Source organism: Phaeovulum sp. W22_SRMD_FR3, from assembly GCF_052113705.1.
In the GTDB taxonomy this organism is placed as follows: Bacteria; Pseudomonadota; Alphaproteobacteria; order Rhodobacterales; family Rhodobacteraceae; genus JBGQOG01.
The window spans coordinates 233,672-253,696 of record NZ_JBGQOG010000002.1 but is presented as its reverse complement, the minus strand read 5'-3'; the positions used below and the strand labels follow the sequence as shown (position 1 = coordinate 253,696).

The following is a 20,025-nucleotide window of genomic DNA, read 5'->3' as shown; positions in this document are numbered from 1 at the left end:
ATGTCACGCGCCGCGTTCCCCCCGCAGATCTTATCACGGGCGCCATCACCTGTGCCTGTCTGATCTGCCGCCGCAGCAAGGAACAGGCGTTGCGGCAGAGCAGACCGTGGTCCTGAAGTCTGGTGGCTGACGCTGGCGTTGGGGGGGGGGGAATGCGGGTGCGGAAATCGGCGCAGAGGCTGATGCGGCGCATGGTGGCGCGGCATATCGGTGTTCTGACGGTTATAGCGCGTCCGTACCGGCTTGCGCCTCAGGGGGCCAGGAAGAGGCCTGGGCTTGAAGGGCCGTGGTGAGGGGCATCTGACAGCGCCGACGGAACCCGCATAGCCCGCCTTTTCGCGGCGCTTCGGACCCGGGACGGTCAGGCGGCGCCCAGCCGGTCGCGCAGCGCAGCGATATCGGCCTGCAATTGCCGCAAGGCTGTCAGATCCAGCCCGGTTGCCGTCTGGATGCAGGCCGGAATCGTCGCGGCCTGCGCGCGCAACCCCTCTCCGGCGGCGCTCAGCACGATGCGCACCTGACGCTCGTCCTGAGCATCGCGTTGGCGGTGGATCAACCCGACCGTCTCAAGCCGCTTCAACAACGGGGTCAGCGTGTTGGATTCCAGATGCAGGCGCGCGCCCAGTTGTCCGACGGTCTGCCCCACGGCAGGCGCCGCCGCCGCAGGCGGTTCCCACAGCGCCAGCATCACCAGATATTGCGGATAGGTCAGCCCCATCCCTTCCAGCAATGGCTTGTAGACCCGGGTCATCGCGTGACTGGCGGAATAGAGCGCAAAGCACAGCTGCGTTTCGAGGGGGAGTGTCTGATCCATGCGTTGAATGTATATCGCACGCGATTGTTTCGCAAGCGCTTGACTTCATGCCCCCGTTCACATATCAATCGTACACGATTTAATCTTATGCGACTGAAAGGACTCACGATGTCGGTAAATGTGCTCTACAAGACCGCAGCCAAGGCCACGGGCGGCCGCGATGGCGCCTCCAGCACGCTGGACGGCAGCCTCTCGGTGAAACTGGCGACGCCGAAGGAACTGGGCGGCAACGGTCAGGGGAACAATCCCGAGCAGTTGTTCGCAGCGGGCTATGCGGCCTGCTTCCTTGGCGCGATGAAATACGTGGCTTCGCAGGATAAGAGCGTGCAGATCCCCGCCGATGTCGCGGTGACCGCGCATGTCGGCATCGGGCCGCGCTCGGATGGCGGGTTTGGCCTGCAGGTTTCGCTTGAGGTATCGCTGCCGGGCATCGCGCCGGAGGCCGCCGAAGCCTTGTTTGAGAAAACCCACAAGGTTTGCCCCTATTCGCACGCCACCCGCGGCAATCTCGACGTGGCCACCACGCTTGTCTGACCCTGCCCCGGCAGCGGCCGCAGTATTTTCTGCCGCTGCCGGGCATATTTGAGGGTTTCATTCGCCGCCGCGCGGGCTAGGGTCAGCGCATGAATCCTTTGCGCGGCATCACCCTCAAAATCTGTTCGGTCATGGTTTTCATCGCCATGTCCTCGCTGATCAAATCCACAGCGGCCACGATTCCGCCGGGCGAAGCGGTCTTCTTCCGCTCCTTCTTTGCGATTCCGGTGATCCTGGTCTGGCTTTGGTGGCGCAAGGAACTGGGCACCGGCCTGAAGGTTGCCGCCCCGATGGGCCATGTCTGGCGCGGCGTGGTCGGCACCACCTCGATGGGTCTCGGCTTTGCCGGGCTGGGCCTGCTGCCGCTGCCGGAAGTGACGGCCATCGGCTATGCCGCACCCCTGCTCACGGTTATTCTGGCGGCCATGTTTCTGGGCGAAGAGGTGCGGGCCTTCCGCCTGACCGCCGTGGCGCTGGGTCTCGTTGGGGTGGTCATTGTGCTTTCGCCGCGGCTGACCGCGCTGGGGAATGCCAGCGACCGCGAGGCTTTCGGCGCCATGGTGGTGCTGGGGGCCGCGCTCTGCGCCTCGCTCGCGCAGGTCTTTGTGCGCAAACTGGTTTTCTCCGAGAAGACCAGCGCCATCGTGTTCTGGTTCTCGATCACCTCCACCGGCATGTCGCTGCTGACGATCCCCTTTGGCTGGGCCTTGCCCACGGGCGGCGAGGCCGGTCGGCTGATTGCCGCCGGGCTGTTGGGCGGGCTCGGCCAGATCCTGCTGACCTCCTCCTATCGCCATGCAGATGCGGGGGTGATCGCCCCGTTCGAATATGCCTCGATGATCTTTGCCCTTGGAATCGGGTACTTTTTCTTCGGCGAAGTGCCCACTTTGGTGATGCTCGCCGGGGCGGCGCTGGTGATTGCCGCCGGGGTGCTGATCATCTGGCGCGAACGTCAGCTGGGGCTGGAGCGCACCCGCCAACGCAAGGCGATGACCCCGCAGGGGTGAAACGCGCCCGCTTTCGTGCTATAGTCTTTTGGACCCATCTGGGCTTTGGAGGAGGATGACATGCAAAGACATCTGCTTGACCATAAACGACTCGTCTCCGGCGGCACCCGCTTGCGCCGCTATGTGGAACTGTTGCAGGGGCAGACGCTGCACCCGGCCATTCAGTCGCTGCGCCAGCGCGGCACCGAGAAAATGACCGTGCAGAACCGCCGCGCCGTTGAATATATGCGGATCGCCCGCGGCCGCACCGTCTGATCTGACAGCCCAAATTGACAGTCAAAGCCCCGGCCGATGCCCCCGCAAGGGCACCGGCCGGAAAACATTTCAGGCGCGGACAAAGGCCTCATAGGCCCCGACCACCCAGCGCGTCAGCTCGCCCACCGTGTAGCGATGCGGCCCGATCTCGGCCACCGGCGTGATTTCCGCCGCCGAGCCGGTCAGCCAGCATTGCTCAAAACCCGGCAATTCCTCGGCCAGAATATGCCGCTCGCGCACTTCCACCCCCTTGTCGCGCAACAGATCAATCACCGTCTGCCGGGTGATCCCGTTCAGGAACGCATCCGGCAGCGGCGTGTGCACCACGCCGTCTTTCACAAAGAACACATTGGCGCTGGTCGCCTCGGCCACAAAGCCGCGATAGTCGAACATCAGCGCATCCGAGCAGCCTTTGGCCTGCGCCGCATGTTTCGACATCGTGCAGATCATATAGAGGCCCGAGGCCTTGGCATGGCAGGGAATCGTCTCCGGATCCGGCCGTTTCCAGCGCGAGATATCCAGCTTGGCGCCCTGCATCTTGGCCGGGCCGTAATAGGCCCCCCATTCCCAGGCCGCGACCGCCATCCGCACCGGATTGCCCGCCGCCGCCACGCCCATCTCGGGGCCCGCACCGCGCCAGGCGATCACCCGCAGATAGCCGTCTGTCAGGCCATTGGCCGCCAGCACCGCCTCTTTCGCGGCCATGATCTCCTCCACGCTATAGGGGACCGGCATGTCGAGCAGGTCACCCGAACGCCGCAGCCGCTCGGCATGTTCGCGCGATTTGAAGATGCGGCCGCCATAGGCACGCTCGCCCTCAAACACCGCCGAACCATAGTGCAGCGCATGCGTGAGCACATGCACCTGCGCCTTGCGCCAGTCGACCAGCGCCCCGTCCATCCAGATCGTCCCATCGCGGTTTTCAAAACTTGCCGACATGATACCTCCTTCGGCGCGCATATAAATTTTCATTAATTTCGCCAATAAGTCCATTTCGGACATATTATTGCGCAAAATCACGAAACGGCTACAGATTGATTCTTGGAAAGTCAACAAGGCTGACGTAAATTACCCCCAGCTGAAAGGGGAAGTGATGGCAGATATCGGAGCAAGTGCGGCGGGCGGCGAGAGCCTGCTGTTTTTGACGGATGAGCAATTGCGCAAGGGCATCGAGGCGATGTTCTTCGCCTACCGCGGCTTTACCTCGCAGCCGGACATGATTCTGGATCAGCACGGCTATGGCCGCGCGCACCACCGGGCGTTGCACTTCATCAACCGCCAGCAGGGGCTGACGGTGAACACCCTGCTGACCGTTCTCGGGGTGACCAAGCAAAGCCTGAACCGGGTGCTGCGCACCTTGATCGAGGATGGTCTGGTTGATAACCGGGTGGGGCGGAAGGACAAACGCGAACGCCATCTTTTCCTGACCGAGAAAGGCGCGGAACTGGAACGTCTGCTGTCCGAGGCGCAGCGCAGCCGCATGCGCGCGGCCTATCGCGCGGCGGGCCCGCAGGCGGTTGCCGGGTTCCGGCAGGTGCTGGAAGCGATGATGGATCCCGACCTGCGCCGCCACTACCAGATGTTGAAGGACGCCTGACATGACCGGCTCTGCCCCCACCAGCCCGCATTTGCTCATCGTTGACGACGACGAGCGCATCCGGGGTCTTTTGCAAAAATTCCTGATCCGGAACGGTTTCCTGGTGACCGCCGCCCGCGATGCGGCGCAGGCCCGCCGCCTCTTGGCGGGGCTCGAATTCAACCTGATCGTCCTTGACGTGATGATGCCGGGCGAGGACGGTCTGACGCTGACCCGCGATCTGCGCAAGCGGATCACCACCCCCATCCTCCTGCTGACCGCCCGGGGCGAAACCCGCGAGCGGATCGAAGGGTTGGAGGCGGGCGCCGATGACTACCTCGCCAAGCCCTTTGAGCCGAAAGAGTTGTTGCTGCGAATCAATGCCATCTTGCGGCGCGTGCCCGCCCTGGTCGAAACGGGGCCGAAGTTCCTCAGCCTCGGGCCGCTGCGCTACGATCAGGACCGGGGCGAGCTGTGGTCGGGGGAAACCCCGTTGCGGCTGACCGCGACCGAGGCGGCACTGATGCGGATTTTTGCGGGCCGCGCGGGCGAGGTGGTCAGCCGCACCGATCTGATCGACGAGCTGGGCCGCGACCGTGACCGCGACGCCACCGCAGAGGCGGGCGGGCAGGACCGCGCGGTGGATGTGCAGATCACCCGCCTGCGCCGCAAGATCGAGCCGGACCCGCGGGAGCCGCGGTTTTTGCAAACCGTCCGCGGGCTGGGCTATATGCTGTGCCCCGAATGACCCCGGCGCGCCCCGCCACCGGGCGCCCAGCCTGTGACCCCCACGCCGATCACCGCCGCTCACAACCGCGCGAAGGAACGGGGCCTTTGCGCAACAGGGTGGAAACCCGTGAAAATCCCGGGCCCTGCGCGCTATTGTCTGCTGGACGCACGGGGATGTGATTGCTACAAGCCCCGTCACAGGCAGTGCTTTCGCACGGCCCGACTAGTCGTATCGGCCTGACCCAAGGCCCGGGAATGGAGAAAACTCGTGTCCCACGCAGAAGATCACGCAGGCACCCGGAGGGATTTCCTCTACTACGCCACCGCCGGGGCTGGGGCCGTCACTGCCGGCGCCGCCGTTTGGCCGCTCGTCAACCAAATGAACGCTTCGGCGGATGTGAAGGCGCTGTCCTCCATTTACGTCGATGTTTCGGGCATGGAAGTCGGCACCCAGCTGACGGTGAAATGGCGCGGCAAGCCGGTGTTTATCCGCCGCCGCACCGCCAAGGAAATTGAAGAGGGTCGCGCCGTCAATCTCAGCGATCTGGTCGACGGCAACGCTGAAAACTCGAACCTGGCCGCCGACGCACCGGCAACGGACGAGAACCGCACCCTGGATGAAGCCGGCGAATGGCTGGTGATGATGGGCGTGTGTACGCATCTCGGCTGCGTGCCGCTGGGCAATAACTCGGGCGATTTCGACGGTTGGTTCTGCCCCTGCCACGGCTCGCATTACGACACCGCCGGCCGGATCCGCAAAGGCCCCGCGCCGCGCAACCTGAACGTTCCGGTGGCCAAGTTCACCGACGCCACCACGATTCTGCTGGGCTGAGGAGCAACCCATGGCTGGTATTCCGCACGACCATTACGAGCCCAAATCGGGCGCCGAACAGTGGCTGCATAAGCGGCTCCCGATTGTCGGGCTGCTCTATGACACCCTCATGATCCCGACGCCGAAGAACCTGAACTGGATGTGGATCTGGGGCATCGTCCTGACCTTCTGTCTGGTGCTGCAAATCGCGACCGGCGTGGTTCTGGTGATGCATTACACCCCGCATGTCGATCTGGCCTTCGCCAGCGTCGAGCACATCATGCGCGACGTGAACGGCGGCTACATGCTGCGTTACATGCACGCCAACGGCGCCTCGCTGTTCTTCTTTGCCGTCTATCTGCACATTTTCCGCGGCCTCTACTACGGCAGCTACAAAGCACCGCGCGAGATCACCTGGATCGTCGGCATGGTGATCTATCTGTTGATGATGGGCACCGCTTTCATGGGCTATGTTCTGCCCTGGGGCCAGATGTCCTTCTGGGGCGCGACCGTGATCACCGGCCTCTTCGGCGCGATCCCGGGCATCGGCGAATCGATCCAGGCCTGGCTCCTGGGCGGGCCCGCCGTGGACAATGCCACGCTGAACCGTTTCTTCTCGCTGCATTACCTCCTGCCCTTCGTCATCGCCGGTCTGGTCGGCGTGCACATCTGGGCCTTCCACACCACCGGCAACAACAACCCGACCGGGGTTGAAGTGCGCCGCACCTCGAAAGCCGATGCCGAGAAGGACACCCTGCCCTTCTGGCCGTATTTCGTGATCAAGGATCTGTTCGCGCTGGCGGTCATCCTGACCATCTTCATCGCGGTGGTGGGCTTCATGCCGAACTACCTCGGCCACCCGGACAACTACATCGAGGCGAACCCGCTGGCGACGCCCGCGCATATCGTGCCCGAATGGTATTTCCTGCCCTTCTACGCCATCCTGCGTGCCTTCACCTCGGACGTCTGGGTCGTGATGTTGGTGAACTGGGTCACCTTCGGCATTGTCGACGCGAAATTCTTCGGCGTGCTGGCGATGTTCGGCGCGATCGCGGTGATGGCGCTGGCACCCTGGCTCGACACTTCCAGCGTGCGCTCGGGCAAATATCGCCCGATGTTCAAATGGTGGTTCGCATTGCTGGCGATCGACTTCGTCGTGCTGATGTGGGTGGGCGCCATGCCGACCGACGGGATCTACCCCTATATCTCGCTGATCGGCGCCACCTACTGGTTTGCCTATTTCCTGGTGATCCTGCCGCTGCTGGGCATTGTCGAAAAGCCGATGCCGACCCCGGCCACCATCGAAGAAGACTTTGCCGCGCACTACCCCACCAAGACCACTCCGGCCGAGTAAGAGAGGACCGAGACCATGAGAAAGTTTATCGTCTCTGCCGTCGCGGCGCTCGCGCTGTCTTCGGGGGCAGCCTTGGCTGCCGAGACCGCGCATATCGAAGACTTCGCCTTCAGCTTTGAAGGCCCCTTCGGTAAATTCGACCAGCACCAGTTGCAGCGCGGCCTGCAGGTCTACACCGAGGTCTGCTCGGCCTGTCACGGGCTGAAATTCGTGCCGATCCGCTCGCTCTCGGATGAGGGCGGGCCGGAACTGCCCGAGGATCAGGTGCGGGCCTATGCGGGTCAGTTCACCACCGTGGACAAGGAAACCGGCGAGGATCGTCCCTCGGTGCCCGCCGACCATTTCCCGCATTCCTCGCTGAGCAACGCCCCCGACCTGTCGCTGATGGCCAAGGCGCGCGCCGCCTTCCACGGCCCCTATGGTCTGGGCATCAGCCAGCTGGTGAACGGCATCGGCGGCCCGGAATACATCCACGCGATTCTGACCGGCTATACCGGCGAGCAGAAGGACGAGGCGGGCACGACCTATTACGAGAACCACGCCTTCTCGACCGGCTGGATCGCCATGCCGCCGCCGCTCTCGGATGATGCGGTGACCTATGCGGATGGCACCCCGGCCACGGTTGAGCAGATGTCAGAAGACGTTGCCGCCTTCCTGATGTGGACCGCCGAGCCGAAACTGATGGCGCGCAAGCATTGGGGTTTTGTCGGCGCGCTGATGCTGACGCTGCTCTCGGTGCTGCTCTATCTGACCAACAAGCGGATCTGGGCGCCGCACAAGGGCAAACACGTCTGATCTGTCAGACAGGACCATCTGAAAACGCGCGCTCTTCGGAGGGCGCGTTTTTTTATGGGCTGAGGGCGGGAGAAAGAGGGGGCGCTGCCCCCGCCCTGCGGGCTCCCCCGAGGTATTTCGGCCAAGAAGAAAGCGCGCGGTCAGCCGAGATAGGCGGCGAGGGCCGGGGGTGGGTTGTCGAGGAGGGGGCCGGTGGGTACGGGGGGGGCCACGCGGCCCTCGGCGACCAGCACGGCCTGCGGGGTGAGCACGCGGGCATCTTGCGGATCATGGCTGACCATGAGGAGCGTGGTGCCCTGTTCATCGGCGAGTTCGGCGACGAGGGCGAGCATTTCGGCCTTCAGCGCCGGGCCGAGGGCGGCGAAAGGTTCGTCCAGCAGCAGGATCGGGCGGGCGCGCAGGAGTGCGCGGGCGAGGGCAACGCGGCTTTGCTGGCCGCCGGAAAGCTGGGCGGGTTTGCGCGCCTCGAGCCCGGCGAGGCCGGTACGCTCGAGGGCCTGGGCGATGCGCTGCCTGTCTGCGGCAGTGAGGCGCAGAGAGGGGCTGATGCCGAGCCCGATGTTCTGCGCCAAGGTCAGATGCGGGAAGAGGTTCTGGTCCTGAAACAGGATAGACAGCGGGCGGGCGCCGGGCGGAACCGGGCTGAGGTCTGCGCCTTGCCAGAGAATGCGGCCGCGTGTTGGCGCCAGAAAGCCTGCGATTGCCGAGAGCAGCGTGCTTTTGCCCGCACCGGAGGGGCCGATCACTGCCGTGCGGCTGCCGGGGGCCAGGCTGAGATGGGCCTCCAGCGTGAAATCGTCTTGCTGAAGGAAGAGCTGGTCAAGGGTCAGCATGGCGGCCCGCCCGGTCAAAGAGGAAGAAGAGAAGGAAGGACAGGGCCATCAGCACCAAAGCGGTGGCAGCGGCATCGGTCCCGCGATAGGCGCCCATCTGTGCGAAGAGAAGATAGGGCAGAGTGGCCGCGCGGCCATCGCCAAAGAGGGTGATCACCCCCAGATCGCCCATCGACAGCGCCGCCGAGAGGCCCGCCGCAAAGCCCAAGGGGCGGGCGAGGCGCGGCAGCGTGATCCGGCGCAGGCGCGCGAAGCCGGTGAGGTTCAGCGAGGCCGAGAGGCGGCCGAAATCGGCCTCAAGGCTTTGGGCGGCGGGCAGCAGAATGCGCAGGGCAAAGGGCAGGGAAAGCGCCGCATTCACCATCAGCGTCACCGGCAGCGCCATGGCCGCCGGGCTGACCAGCGGGCGCAGGAGGAGAAAGAGCCCGGTGCCGAGGACGAGGGGCGAGGCGACGAGCGGCAGCATCGCCGCCGCCTCCATCAGGCCACGCGGCGGGGCGTTGCGCGCGATGCCCAGTGCCAGCGGCAGGCAGAGCGTCAGCATCAGCGCCGTCGAGCCCAGCGCCACCCAGAGCGAGCGTTGCGCGGCAGGCCAGAGCGCCGGGTCAAGATCGCCCAGCCCGGGCAGGCCCTTCAGCACCACCGCCGCCAGCGGCAGGATGAGGAGGAGCGCGGCCAACGTGATCGCCAACGCGTCCTCGGCCCCAGCCATCCGCCCGGGCGGCACCGGCACCACCGCATAGCGGTCCAGCCCGGCGCCAAAGCCGCTGGGCAGGCGCACCCAGGCCGTCAGGGCCAGCGCGGCGAGGCAGGTGGCCACCTGCACGAGGCCGAGGCTGGCAGCGCGGCCCAGATCGAAATCGAAACGAAAGGCCTGATAGATGGCGAGTTCCACCGTCGTCGCCCGCGGCCCGCCACCCAGCGTCAGCGCCACGGCAAAGGAGGTGAGGCAGACGAGAAAGATCGCAAGGCAGGCCCCCGGCAGCACCGCGCGCAGCATCGGCCGCTCAAGTTCGCGCGCCATGTCGCGCGGCGCGAGACCGAGCGAGAGGGCCAGACGGAACCGCTCGGCCGGGATTGCCTGCCAGCCTTGCAGCACCATGCGCGTCGCCAGCGGCAGGTTGAAGAACACATGCGCGAGGATCACCCCCTGCGCGCCATAGATGCTGAGCCGCGGCAGCCCCAGCGCCGCCAGCCCGTCATTCAGAACGCCCGCGCGGCCAAAGATCGCCAGCAGGCCCATCACCGCCACGATCACCGGCAGGATGAAGGGCGCGCCGAGAAGGGCCACCAGCGCGCCGCGCCCGGGAAAGCGCCGCCGCGCCAGCGCCCGCCCCACCGGCACCGCCAGCGCCACCGAGATCAGCGCCGAGAGCGCCGCCTGCCAAAGCGTGAACCACAGCGCCGAAAGATCCGCGCTGCGCAGCGCCGAAAGCCCCCCGGCCCGCCATGTCACCGCCCCCAGGGTGCCGAGCACCAACAGGGCAAGCGCAAGCGCCGCGGCCCAGGCGAGCCACGGCGCGGGTTGTTGCCAGGGGTGAGGGCCTAGCCCCCGAAGGCGGCGAGCCATTCGTCCAAAGCCGGTTGCCGCAGGGCCTCGGCCTCATCCTCTGTATAGAACAGTGTCTTCGCCGGGCGCGGCAGTTTGGCGAACCCCTCTGGCAGGTCCTCGGGCTTGAAGCGCGCAGGGTAGGACCAGTTGGCGGTGGCGATCATCCCCTGGAAAGCATCCGACAGGATGTAATCCATGAATTTCTGCGCCAGTTCGGGGTGTTTCGAGGTTTTCAGCTGCGCCGCCACCTCGGTCATGAAGTAATGCCCCTCCGGGAAGATCGCCGCGACCTTGGTATCGTCCTGCTCGGCAATGATGTGATAGGCGGGCGAGGTGGTGTAGCTCAGCACCATATCCGCCTCACCATCGGTGAACATGCCATAGCTTTCCGACCAGCCCTTGGTCACCGTCAGCACATGCGGCGCGAGTTTCGCCCAGGCCTCGGGGGCCTTGTCGCCGTAAACCGCCTTGACCCAGAGGAGCAGCGCCAGACCCGAGATTGAGGAGCGCGGATCCTGAATGACGATTTTCAGATCATCGGGCGCGTTCAGGAGTTCATCAAAGCTTTTCGGCGGGTTGGCCAGCTTGGTGCGGTCATAGATGAAGGCCGTCTCGCCCCAATTGAAGGGCAGGAAAGTGTCATCGGTCCAGCTGATCGGCAGCGTCAGCGTGCTGGTATCCTGCCCATGCGGTGCGAAAAGGCCGGTGGCGCGGGCGCGGGCGGTGACATCGGTGTTCAGCCCGATCACCGCATCCGCCTCGGTCTTGTCGCCTTCCAGCAGCAGGCGAGGCAGAATATCACCCGCGACAAAGTTCAGATCGCAGGCGCAAATCTCCTCAAAGCCCTTTTCGATCTGCGGCCCCGGACCCCATTCCGAGGTGAAGTAATCGGGCGCATAGACAGTGAGTATGGGCTTTTCGTCGGCCAGCGCAGCGCCGGAGGACAGCAAAAGACCCGCAAGCATCAGAGTGTATTTCATCAGTCTCTCCAATGGCTGACGGGCGGGGTCAGGCCGGGGAGATCCCGGATACCTTCCCTCCGCCGGTCTTAACCGGTTCAGGTTCTACGGGTTCGCAACGCGCATCTCAGCCCTGTTGCCAGAGCACCCCGAGGTGGGGCGTACCATAGGCCAAGATGGGCGTTGCGCAAGGGGAAACCGGGGCGAAAGCTGGCGCTTGCCCGGGGGAAAACGCTTGAGAAGCAAGGGGCGCGCGGCTATGCCGGGGGCAAAGGAGACCCCGGATGAGCTATAACACCTTTGGTCATATGTTCCGCGTCACCACCTGGGGCGAAAGCCACGGGCCGGCACTGGGTGCCACGGTGGATGGCTGCCCACCGGGGGTCGAGATTTCCGAGGCCTTCATCCAGCAGTTTCTGGACAAGCGCCGCCCCGGGCAGAACAAGAACACCACCCAGCGGCAGGAACCCGATGCGGTCCGGATTCTCTCGGGCGTGTTCGAGGGGCGCACGACCGGCACACCGATCCAGCTGATGATCGAAAACACCGATCAACGGTCCAAGGATTACGGCACTATCGCGCAGCAGTTCCGCCCGGGCCATGCCGACATCACCTATCACCAGAAATACGGCATCCGTGACTATCGCGGCGGCGGCCGCTCCTCGGCGCGCGAAACCGCGGCGCGGGTGGCGGCGGGCGGCGTGGCGCAGGCGGTGCTGCGGCATCTGGTGCCGGGGCTGAAGATCACCGGCTATATGGTGCAGATGGGTGAAAAGCACATCGACCGGTCGCGCTTTGATGCCGCCGAGATTGACCGCAACGACTTTTTCATCCCCGATGCCGGGTCGGTTGAGGCCTGGGGCGATTACCTGCTGGAGATCCGCAAGGCGCACAGCTCGGTCGGCGCGATGATCGAAGTGGTCGCTGAGGGCGTGCCGCCGGGCCTTGGCGCGCCGGTCTATGCCAAGCTCGACACCGATCTGGCCGCCGCGATGATGTCGATCAACGCGGTGAAAGGCGTCGAGATTGGCGAGGGGATGGCCGCCGCGCTGCTGACCGGGGTGCAAAATGCCGATGAGATCGTGATGGGGCCGGAGGGGCCGGAATATCTCTCGAACCATGCGGGCGGGATTCTGGGCGGCATCTCCACCGGTCAGCCGGTGGTGGTGCGTTTCGCGGTCAAGCCGACCTCGTCGATCCTGACCCCGCGCCGCTCGATCAACACGGCGGGCGAAGAGGTGGAGGTGGTCACCAAGGGCCGCCATGACCCCTGCGTCGGCATCCGGGCGGTGCCGGTGGCCGAGGCGATGATGGCCTGTGTGATCCTCGATCACCTGCTCCTGGATCGTGGTCAGACCGGCGGTCTGCGCGGCGAGATCGGCTGAGCAACGGGGCTAGCCCGGCGTCCGCGCCCGCATCTGCGCGATATAGTCGCGCAACAGGGGGACGCGGCGGGGGCGAAAGCTATCCTCGCTCAGCGCGATAGTCTGCATCCGCGGGGCGAGGAACATCCGGAAATCCTGCCGCACCGTGCACCACGACAGCAGGGTCTGATTCTGGTCCTGAAAATACAGCGCCAGTGGCCAGATGCGCCGCTGGCTGATCTGGCCCGCCGCATCACAATAGGTCAGATCGAGCGCCCGCTCCTCCCAACAGGCCTGCCGGAGCAGCGCCATATCCACCGGCGGCTCGGGTAACCGCCGGGCGCGGTAGGTGCCCAGCACCGCATGCAGCGCCTGCATCTGCTTGGCCTCGGGCAGACTGCCCGCAATCTTGGCCAGCGCGCTTTCTCCGGCGGCGGCCAGTCCCGGATCGCCCAGAAACCGCAGCCCCGCCATTCCCAACACCAGCGCCTCAATCTCCAGCCGGGTCAGCGTCTGCGGCGGCAGCGCGGGGTCTTCGGTGAGGGTATAGCCATAGCCCGCCGCGCCATCGATCAGCGCGCCACCCGCCCGCAGCGCGTCAATATCGCGGTAGAGCGTGCGCGGCGAGACGCCGGTTTCCGCGGCCAGCCGGGCGGCCGTGACCGGGGCGGGCAAGCGGCGCAGCGCCTCCAAAAGGCGAAAAAGACGATCAGCGCGGGCCATGACATCCTGACAGGTTTTGACAGGAGCACCCTGCCATAAAGCCTGCAGGAAATCACCAACCCCGGAGGATCAGATGATCACCTTGTACCACGCCCCGCAAAGCCGCTCGTCCCGCCTCGTCACGCTGATTGATGAGCTGCAGGCCCCGGTCGAGATCAAGACCGTGCAGATCCGCCGCCTTGGTCAGGAGACCAGCGGGCCAGACCCGAAAAACCCGCATCCCGAGGGCAAAGTGCCCTTTCTGACCGATGGCGACAGCCATATCCGCGAAAGCGCCGCGATCATCCTCTACCTCACCGACAAATTCCCGCAGGCGGGCCTTGCCCCCCTGCCCGGCGCGCCGAAGCGGGGGGAATATCTCAGCTGGCTCTTCTGGTATCAGGGCGTGGTCGAGCCGCTGCTGATCTGCCGCTATACCGGGCTGACGCATCCCGCCTTCACCAGCAGCTGGCGCGATGAGACGGCAATGGCCGACCGCCTGTCAGAGGCGCTGAGCAAAGGCCCCTATCTCTTGGGCGAGCGCTACAGCGCCGCCGACCTCCTGCTGCACTCGCCCTTTGCCTGGATGCCCGCCGCCACCCCTGATCGCCCGGAGATCCACGATTGGGTGGCGCGTTGCGCGGCGCGCCCCTCGCTGGCGCGCACGCAGGCCCATGATGCCGAGGCGATGGCCGGGGCCTGAGGCCCACGCGAAACGGTGGTTGCGGGTCAGACCGCAGCCACCGACAGGCCCATGTCCAGCATCGCCTGAATGTCGGCTTTCTTGGTGCCCGCGACGATCCGCATCAGCTCCTGATCGCCCTTCAGAAGCAGCAGAGTCGAGCGGCGCGGGATGTTGCGCGACGTGGTCACCGCGTCTTTCTTCCAGGTATCCCAGTCGACATTGATGAAGGTGATTTTCTCGGCATAGGCCGGATTCGCCTCGGTCAGCGCCGCCAGCACCCGCTGTTGCGCGGCGCAGGTGGTGCACCAGGTGGCGTGGTAATCCACAAACACCACCTCGCCCCCCTTCAGCCGCTCTTCAATCAGGCCCGGCGTGTAGTCGAGCATGGTCGCGGCGGCCCGTGCGGCAGGGGCAAAGACCAGCGGCGCGGCCAAGGTCACACCGGCAGTCATCAGCATAAAATCACGACGTCTCATCGCAGATCTCCTTTAGAGTGATATGGACAGGTCTTGCAGCCAGTAGGGAAGATAGGTCACGGCGAGGCCCTCAAGCCATTGCAGCGCCCCGGTGAGAATTGTCAGCGCCACGAGGACAAAGACCGCCCCCATCAGCGGCCGTGCCCGGCGGGCCAGCGCCGCCGCCCGCGCGCGGTTGCGGGCGAGCATGCCGCGCAGCCCATAGGCCAGCGCCAGCATCACCGAGGCGGTGCCCGCCGAAAACATCAACATGATGGCAAAGGCCCGCATCAGATCCTCGCCCTGACTGGCCAGCGCGATCGCGCCACCCAGCGTCGGGCCGATGCAGGGGCTCCAGGCCGCGCCCAGAAGCGCGCCGCCCAGGGCCTGCCCCGGCAGACCCATCGTGTTGGTGGTATCAATGCCTGCGTCCGCGCGGGCGGCAAAACCCGCCGTCGCCGCCTGAAACCGGGCCTGCAAGGGCGGCGCGAGCAGTACAAGGCCAAAGCCCAGCATCAGCACCGCCCCCGCCTGCAGCAAAATATCCTGATCCAGCCCCAGCGCCGGGCCGAGCGCCGCGAAAGCAAAGCCGAAAATCGTGAAGGAAGCGGCCATGCCCGCCGCCAGCGCCACCGGCCCCGCGCGGTGCCGCCCCAGCGAGCTGGCCAGCACGATGGGCAACACCGGCAGAATGCAGGGGTTGATCAGGGTCAAAAGCCCCGCCACATAGGCCAGTATCAGATCCATCCCACAGGCTCCCTTCCCTTATCCTTACGAGGGAAGGCCGCGGTTGTTTCAGTCTGCGTTGATCACGAAGTCGTGACAGGCTGTTTCGAGAGCTGCACGGCGAGAATACCGGCGGTGATGATGGCAACACCGATCAGATCCATCGTCCCCAGCTTCTCGCCCAGCAAAAGCGCCGCCACCGCCACCCCGAAGAACGGGTTGAGGAAGTGGAACGTCGCCGCCTTGATCGCGCCGATCCGCCCCACCAGCAGAAACCAGACCCAGGTGGCCAGCACGCCGGGCACCAAAGTGGTATAGGCGAAAGCGCCGATCAGCCGCGGGGTCCAATGCACCGCCCAAGGCTCAAAGATCACCGCCGCGACAGCCAGCACGGCCGAGCCCACGAACATCTGCAGCCCGACGATCATCATCACATTGCCGCCCCCCGCCGCCGAGCGGACCGAAAGCGTCGCCACCGTCAGCGCCAGCGCGCCCGCAAAGCAAAGCGCCATGCCGGTCAGGTTCACCCCGCCCTCCAGCCGCGCGCCCATGATCAGCGCCACGCCCAGCACCCCGGCCGCGAGGCCCGCGAGGCCCAGCGGGCGCAGCTTGGCCCCGCGGATCAGCCAGCCAAAGAACGCCACCATCAGCGGCATGGTCGAGGCGATGATCGAGGCCAGCGAGGCCTCGATCTGTCGCATCGCGACGAAATTCAGCCCGAGATAAATCGCGTTCTGGCAGAGGCCAAAGATCAGCGTGGCACGCCATTGCGCCCGGCTCAGCCGCCAGCTTTGCCCCATCATCCGCGCCAAAGCGACGCCGATGATGCCCGAGATCAGAAAACGGAAGGCCAGCGCGGTCAGCGGCGGCGCGTCGGCCACGATCATCCGCGCCGAGGTGAAGGCCGAGGACCACATCAGCGCAAAGGCCAGCCCCATGAAAATTGCGCGCAGATCCATGCTGGCTTCCCTTCCCCTGCGGAAAATCGGCGGGCGCCCGAACCGGCCCCCAACGGGGTAGATCACGCCCCGCGCAAAAGGAAAAGGGCCGCCCAAGGGCGACCCGATCCAAAATCCCGTTCCCCCGGAAGGGAGGGGAGATCACTCAGACGTTGACGCTGTCTTTCAGCGACTTCGCAATGGTGACTTTCACTTGCTTGTCAGCGGCTTTGGTCATGGTCTCGCCCGTTGCCGGGTTGCGGACCTGACGCTCCGGACGGGCGCGGCACGACACTTTGCCGATGCCCGGAAGGGTCACGGCGCCGCCTTCGGCGACTTCTTTGGTGACAACTGCGGCAACGGCGTCCAGCGCGGCGGTGGCAGTTTTCTTGTCGGTGCCCATTTCTTCGGCCAGAGCGGCAACAAGCTGGGTCTTGGTCATCGGTTTCGACATTTTCTGTCTCCTCTCATCGCCCCGTTGTACAGGGTCATGTGGGCCGTCGTTTCGGCGTACCGCGTTGCTACACACGGTTTTTCGGGGTGAATCAAGCGGTTTTCGATCTTGCAGGCCGCTTTTCGCCGCGTCAGAGGAAGGCCGTTTCCTCAAAGCTACGCAACTTACGGCTGTGGATGCGTTCCAGCGGCATTTCGCGCATCTTTTCCATCGCCCGAATCCCGATCAGCAAATGATTGGCAACCTGCGTGCGGTAAAACTCGGTCGCCATGCCCGGCAGCTTCAACTCGCCATGCAGGGGCTTGTCCGAGACACACAGCAGCGTGCCATAGGGCACCCGGAAGCGGAAACCATTGGCGGCAATCGTGGCGCTTTCCATATCCAGCGCCACCGCGCGGCTTTGACTCAGGCGCTGCACCGGGCCGGAATGGTCGCGCAGCTCCCAGTTGCGGTTGTCGATCGTGGCGACGGTCCCGGTGCGCATGATGCGCTTCAGCTCAAACCCGTCGAGCTGCGTGACCTCGGCCACCGCCTCTTGCAGCGCAATCTGAATCTCGGCCAAAGCCGGGATCGGCACCCAGACCGGCAGATCGTCATCGAGCACATGATCTTCGCGCAGATAGGCATGGGCGAGGACGAAATCGCCCAGAGACTGCGAATTGCGCAGCCCCGCGCAATGGCCCACCATCAGCCAGGCATGCGGACGCAGCACGGCGATATGGTCGGTGGCGGTTTTGGCATTCGACGGCCCGACCCCGATGTTGACCAAGGTAATCCCCTGCCCGTCGGCGCGCTTCAGGTGATAGCTCGGCATCTGCGGCATCTTCGGGAACAGCGGCATCGGCTGATCGCCGCGGGTGATCACCGAATTCCCCGGCCCGACGAACTCGGTATAGCCCGAGGCGGGATCCGCCAGCATCCGCCGCGCCACCGCCTCAAATTCATCGACATAGAACTGGTAGTTGGTGAAAAGCACGTGATTCTGGAAATGCTCGGGCAAGGTCGCGGTATAATGCGCCAGCCGCGCCAGCGAGTAATCCACCCGTTGCGCGGTGAACGGCGCCAGATGCATCGAGCCATCGGGGTTCGGCCCCGCCGTTCCGTTGACGATATCGTCGTTGGTGGTCGAGAGATCCGGCACGTCGAACACATCGCGCAGCGGGAAATCCAGCACCCCCTCCTGCGGCACGTTCACGCCCGGATTGGCGGCCACCGCGAAATGCACTGGAATCGGCGTCGCCGACCAGCTGACCTGCACCGGCACCCCGTGATTCTCGATCAGCAGGCCCAACTGCTGGCGCAGGTAATTGCCGAACAGATCCGGCCGCGTGATCGTGGCCATATAGGTGCCGGGCAGCGGCACATGGCCGAACGCCAGACGGCTGTCGGCCTTGGCATGGCTGGTGGTGGTGATCCGCACCTCGGGGTAGAACGCCCGGAACCGCGCGGTGGGCTGGGTGCCACTCAGGGTTTCATTGAACTTTTCCACTAGAAAGCTGGTCGCCTCGGTGTAGAGCGCCTGCAAAGCCGCCACCGCTTCGCGTGCGTCGGTAAAGGCGCGGGGGGCACCGCCTTGCGGGGTGAGAATCGGCAAATGGTCTGTCGCGCTCATTCAAATAGATCCGTCAGTTGAAATGTCGTCACATCCACCAGCCCGAGGTCCGAGATCCTGAGTTCCGGGATCACCACGAGGGCCAGCAGCGAATGCTGCATATAGGCATTGTTCAGCGTGCAGCCGCAGTCGGCCATCGCCTGCACCATCCGGCCCGCCGAGGCTGCCACCTCGGCCGCCGGCGCATCCGACATCAGCCCGGCGATGGGCAGCGCCACATGCGCGAGCTCCACCCCGTCCTTCCAGACGGTGATGCCGCCGCCAAGTTCGCCCAGCCGGTTCGCCGCTGCCGCCATCATCGCGCGGTCGGTGCCGACCACGATCATATGGTGGCTGTCATGCGCCACGGTCGAGGCCATGGCCATCCGCCCCTTGTAGCCAAAGCCCGAGACGAAACCATTGACCACACCGCCCGTGCCCCGGTGCCGCTCGACCAGCGCGATCTGCGCGAGGTCGCGGGCGGGATCAGGCTCCACCCGCCCCTCGGCCACCGGCATCTCGGCGGTCAGCGCCTTGGTCGGGGCCTGATTCTCGACCACGCCGATCACCCGGGCGGTGACCTTATTGGCCCCCTCCGGCGCGGAAATCTCGAAATCCGCCGCACTCAGGGTCTTGCCCAAATGAACCGTCGCCCGTGCCGCCTCTGGCCAGTCGTAATGCGGGCACTCGACCAGCAATTTGCCATCCCGCGCCACGGTCACCCCGCGCGCGATCACCTGCTCGACCGGCAGTGTCACCAGATCCGAGGTTAGGATCATATCCGCCCGCCGCCCCGGGGTGATCGAGCCCAGCTCGCGCTCCAGCCCGAAATGCGTCGCGGTGTTGATCGTGCACATCTGCAGGGCCACCAGCGGATCGCAGCCGCAGGCGATGGCATGACGCAGCACGCGGTTCATATGCCCCTCTTCGACCAAAGTGCCCGAATGGCAATCATCGGTGCAGAGGATGAAGTTGCGCGGATCGAGGCCCTTCTCGGTCACCGCCGTGATCTGGGTTTCCACATCATACCAGGCCGACCCCAGCCGCATCATCGAGCGCATGCCCTGCCGCACCCGCGCGATGGCATCCGCCTCGCAGGTGCCCTCATGGTCATCAGCCGGGCCACCCGCGACATAGGTGGCAAAGGGCTTGCCCAGATCCGGGCTGGCGTAATGCCCGCCCACCGTCTTGCCCGCGCGCTGGGTGGCGGCAATCTCGGCGAGCATTTTCGGATCGGCATGGATGACGCCGGGAAAGTTCATCATCTCGCCCAGACCGACGATGCCGGGCCAGGCCATCGCCTCGGCCACATCCTCGGGGCTGATCTCATAGCCCGTCGTCTCCAGCCCGGGGGCGGAGGGCGCGCAGGAAGGCATCTGGGTGAAGATGTTGACCGGCTGCATCAGCGCCTCGTCATGCATCATCCTGACCCCCGCGAGGCCCAGCACATTGGCAATCTCATGCGGGTCGGTGAACATGCTCGTCGTGCCATGCGGGATGACGGCGGCGGCAAATTCCGCCGGGGTCAGCATGCCGCTTTCGATATGCATATGCCCGTCGCAGAGGCCCGGGATCATATAGCGCCCGTTCGCCTCGATCACCTCGGTGTCAGGGCCAATCGCATGGCTCAGATCCGGCGCGATGGCGGCAAAGCGCCCGGCCACCACGGCCACATCATGGCCCGGCAGCACTTCGCGCGTGTGGACATTGACCCATTGACCACCGCGTATCACCAGATCGGCGGGTGCCCGCCCGGAGGCGACGGCAATCAACTGCGGCGCGGCCTCGGGCCAGGACTTCAAAGAATTCATCGTTTCCATGCCGAAATCTGCCACCCCCTTGTGGCGCGCGCAAGTGACCTTGTGATGACAGTTCCCGCGCGCTCCGGTTC

At 65.2% G+C, this 20,025-nt stretch carries 22 protein-coding genes and 1 riboswitch; of the genes, 10 read left to right on the top strand and 12 right to left on the bottom strand.

Annotated elements, in window-relative coordinates; genetic code table 11:
- Positions 1-361: 361 nt before the first annotated feature.
- Positions 362-814 carry a MarR family winged helix-turn-helix transcriptional regulator gene (locus ACEN2S_RS03510; RefSeq protein ID WP_441862430.1) on the bottom strand — a complete coding sequence of 151 codons (453 nt, stop codon included), beginning with the start codon at positions 812-814 and terminating at the stop codon, positions 362-364.
- Positions 815-922: 108 nt separating this feature from the next.
- Here ACEN2S_RS03510 and ACEN2S_RS03505 point away from each other — a divergent pair, with 108 nt between their 5' ends.
- The 3 genes from ACEN2S_RS03505 to ACEN2S_RS03495 all read left to right on the top strand — a co-directional run bounded on the left by ACEN2S_RS03505 (position 923) and on the right by ACEN2S_RS03495 (position 2,610).
- Positions 923-1,348 (top strand): organic hydroperoxide resistance protein, encoded by a 426-nt coding sequence (locus tag ACEN2S_RS03505; RefSeq protein WP_441862427.1) that lies wholly within the window; start codon positions 923-925, stop codon positions 1,346-1,348.
- Positions 1,349-1,437: 89 nt separating this feature from the next.
- The gene (locus tag ACEN2S_RS03500) at positions 1,438-2,355 is read left to right on the top strand and encodes a DMT family transporter (RefSeq protein ID WP_441862425.1); all 918 of its coding nucleotides are present in this window, start codon (positions 1,438-1,440) and stop codon (positions 2,353-2,355) included.
- A 60-nt stretch (positions 2,356-2,415) separates the two neighbouring features.
- A complete protein-coding gene (locus ACEN2S_RS03495) occupies positions 2,416-2,610 on the top strand; it encodes a hypothetical protein (RefSeq protein WP_441862422.1) in 195 nt (64 codons plus the stop codon).
- Between the two features lie 69 nt (positions 2,611-2,679).
- On the opposite strand, the gene ACEN2S_RS03490 is transcribed toward ACEN2S_RS03495, so the two are convergent.
- Complete coding sequence (locus tag ACEN2S_RS03490) at positions 2,680-3,549, bottom strand: branched-chain amino acid aminotransferase (protein ID WP_441862420.1); 870 nt, start codon at positions 3,547-3,549, stop codon at positions 2,680-2,682.
- Positions 3,550-3,703: 154 nt separating this feature from the next.
- On the opposite strand from ACEN2S_RS03490, the gene ACEN2S_RS03485 reads away from it, so the two are divergent.
- The 5 genes from ACEN2S_RS03485 to ACEN2S_RS03465 all read left to right on the top strand — a co-directional run bounded on the left by ACEN2S_RS03485 (position 3,704) and on the right by ACEN2S_RS03465 (position 7,875).
- A complete protein-coding gene (locus tag ACEN2S_RS03485) occupies positions 3,704-4,207 on the top strand; it encodes a MarR family winged helix-turn-helix transcriptional regulator (RefSeq protein ID WP_441862418.1) in 504 nt (167 codons plus the stop codon).
- A gap of 1 nt (position 4,208) precedes the next feature.
- Complete coding sequence (locus ACEN2S_RS03480; protein WP_441862416.1) at positions 4,209-4,934, top strand: response regulator; 726 nt, start codon at positions 4,209-4,211, stop codon at positions 4,932-4,934.
- A 249-nt stretch (positions 4,935-5,183) separates the two neighbouring features.
- Complete coding sequence (gene petA / locus ACEN2S_RS03475) at positions 5,184-5,747, top strand: ubiquinol-cytochrome c reductase iron-sulfur subunit (protein WP_441862414.1); 564 nt, start codon at positions 5,184-5,186, stop codon at positions 5,745-5,747.
- 10 nt (positions 5,748-5,757) lie between these two features.
- A complete protein-coding gene (gene petB, locus ACEN2S_RS03470; RefSeq protein ID WP_441862412.1) occupies positions 5,758-7,080 on the top strand; it encodes a cytochrome b in 1,323 nt (440 codons plus the stop codon).
- Between the two features lie 15 nt (positions 7,081-7,095).
- Positions 7,096-7,875, top strand: coding sequence for a cytochrome c1 (locus ACEN2S_RS03465; protein ID WP_441862410.1), 780 nt, complete (start codon positions 7,096-7,098; stop codon positions 7,873-7,875).
- Positions 7,876-8,015: 140 nt separating this feature from the next.
- Here the strand turns inward: ACEN2S_RS03465 and thiQ are convergent, their stop codons facing one another.
- From thiQ to thiB, 3 genes are read right to left on the bottom strand one after another with little or no spacing between them, the layout of a single operon-like run.
- Positions 8,016-8,708 carry a thiamine ABC transporter ATP-binding protein gene (thiQ, locus tag ACEN2S_RS03460; RefSeq protein ID WP_441862408.1) on the bottom strand — a complete coding sequence of 231 codons (693 nt, stop codon included), beginning with the start codon at positions 8,706-8,708 and terminating at the stop codon, positions 8,016-8,018.
- Positions 8,695-10,278: a thiamine/thiamine pyrophosphate ABC transporter permease ThiP gene (locus ACEN2S_RS03455; protein ID WP_441862406.1), complete on the bottom strand. Its 1,584-nt coding sequence runs from the start codon at positions 10,276-10,278 to the stop codon at positions 8,695-8,697. The genes thiQ and ACEN2S_RS03455 overlap by 14 nt, the downstream gene beginning before the upstream one ends.
- The gene (gene thiB, locus ACEN2S_RS03450) at positions 10,254-11,240 is read right to left on the bottom strand and encodes a thiamine ABC transporter substrate binding subunit (RefSeq protein ID WP_441862404.1); all 987 of its coding nucleotides are present in this window, start codon (positions 11,238-11,240) and stop codon (positions 10,254-10,256) included. The genes ACEN2S_RS03455 and thiB overlap by 25 nt, the downstream gene beginning before the upstream one ends.
- Before the next feature lie 37 nt (positions 11,241-11,277).
- Positions 11,278-11,381, bottom strand: a riboswitch (TPP riboswitch).
- 122 nt (positions 11,382-11,503) lie between these two features.
- On the opposite strand from thiB, the gene aroC reads away from it, so the two are divergent.
- Positions 11,504-12,604, top strand: a complete 1,101-nt coding sequence (gene aroC / locus ACEN2S_RS03445) for a chorismate synthase (RefSeq protein ID WP_441862402.1) — start codon at positions 11,504-11,506, stop codon at positions 12,602-12,604.
- 9 nt (positions 12,605-12,613) lie between these two features.
- Here the strand turns inward: aroC and ACEN2S_RS03440 are convergent, their stop codons facing one another.
- Positions 12,614-13,306, bottom strand: a complete 693-nt coding sequence (locus tag ACEN2S_RS03440; RefSeq protein WP_441862400.1) for a helix-turn-helix transcriptional regulator — start codon at positions 13,304-13,306, stop codon at positions 12,614-12,616.
- 73 nt (positions 13,307-13,379) lie between these two features.
- Here ACEN2S_RS03440 and ACEN2S_RS03435 point away from each other — a divergent pair, with 73 nt between their 5' ends.
- On the top strand, positions 13,380-13,988 hold the full coding sequence (locus ACEN2S_RS03435; RefSeq protein ID WP_441862397.1) for a glutathione S-transferase family protein: 609 nt from the start codon (positions 13,380-13,382) through the stop codon (positions 13,986-13,988).
- Positions 13,989-14,014: 26 nt separating this feature from the next.
- Here ACEN2S_RS03435 and ACEN2S_RS03430 read toward each other — a convergent pair whose 3' ends face one another.
- From ACEN2S_RS03430 to ade, 6 genes are all read right to left on the bottom strand, one after another.
- Positions 14,015-14,446: a thioredoxin family protein gene (locus tag ACEN2S_RS03430; RefSeq protein WP_441862395.1), complete on the bottom strand. Its 432-nt coding sequence runs from the start codon at positions 14,444-14,446 to the stop codon at positions 14,015-14,017.
- Positions 14,447-14,458: 12 nt separating this feature from the next.
- Complete coding sequence (locus tag ACEN2S_RS03425; protein ID WP_441862392.1) at positions 14,459-15,172, bottom strand: cytochrome c biogenesis CcdA family protein; 714 nt, start codon at positions 15,170-15,172, stop codon at positions 14,459-14,461.
- Positions 15,173-15,234: 62 nt separating this feature from the next.
- Entirely contained in the window at positions 15,235-16,110 is an 876-nt protein-coding gene (locus ACEN2S_RS03420; protein ID WP_441862389.1) for a DMT family transporter, read from the bottom strand.
- Between the two features lie 145 nt (positions 16,111-16,255).
- Complete coding sequence (locus tag ACEN2S_RS03415; protein ID WP_441862386.1) at positions 16,256-16,543, bottom strand: HU family DNA-binding protein; 288 nt, start codon at positions 16,541-16,543, stop codon at positions 16,256-16,258.
- Positions 16,544-16,673: 130 nt separating this feature from the next.
- Positions 16,674-18,155, bottom strand: coding sequence for an AMP nucleosidase (locus ACEN2S_RS03410; RefSeq protein WP_441862383.1), 1,482 nt, complete (start codon positions 18,153-18,155; stop codon positions 16,674-16,676).
- Complete coding sequence (gene ade / locus ACEN2S_RS03405; RefSeq protein ID WP_441862380.1) at positions 18,152-19,945, bottom strand: adenine deaminase; 1,794 nt, start codon at positions 19,943-19,945, stop codon at positions 18,152-18,154. Before ade ends, ACEN2S_RS03410 begins: the two co-directional genes overlap by 4 nt.
- Positions 19,946-20,025: the final 80 nt, after the last annotated feature.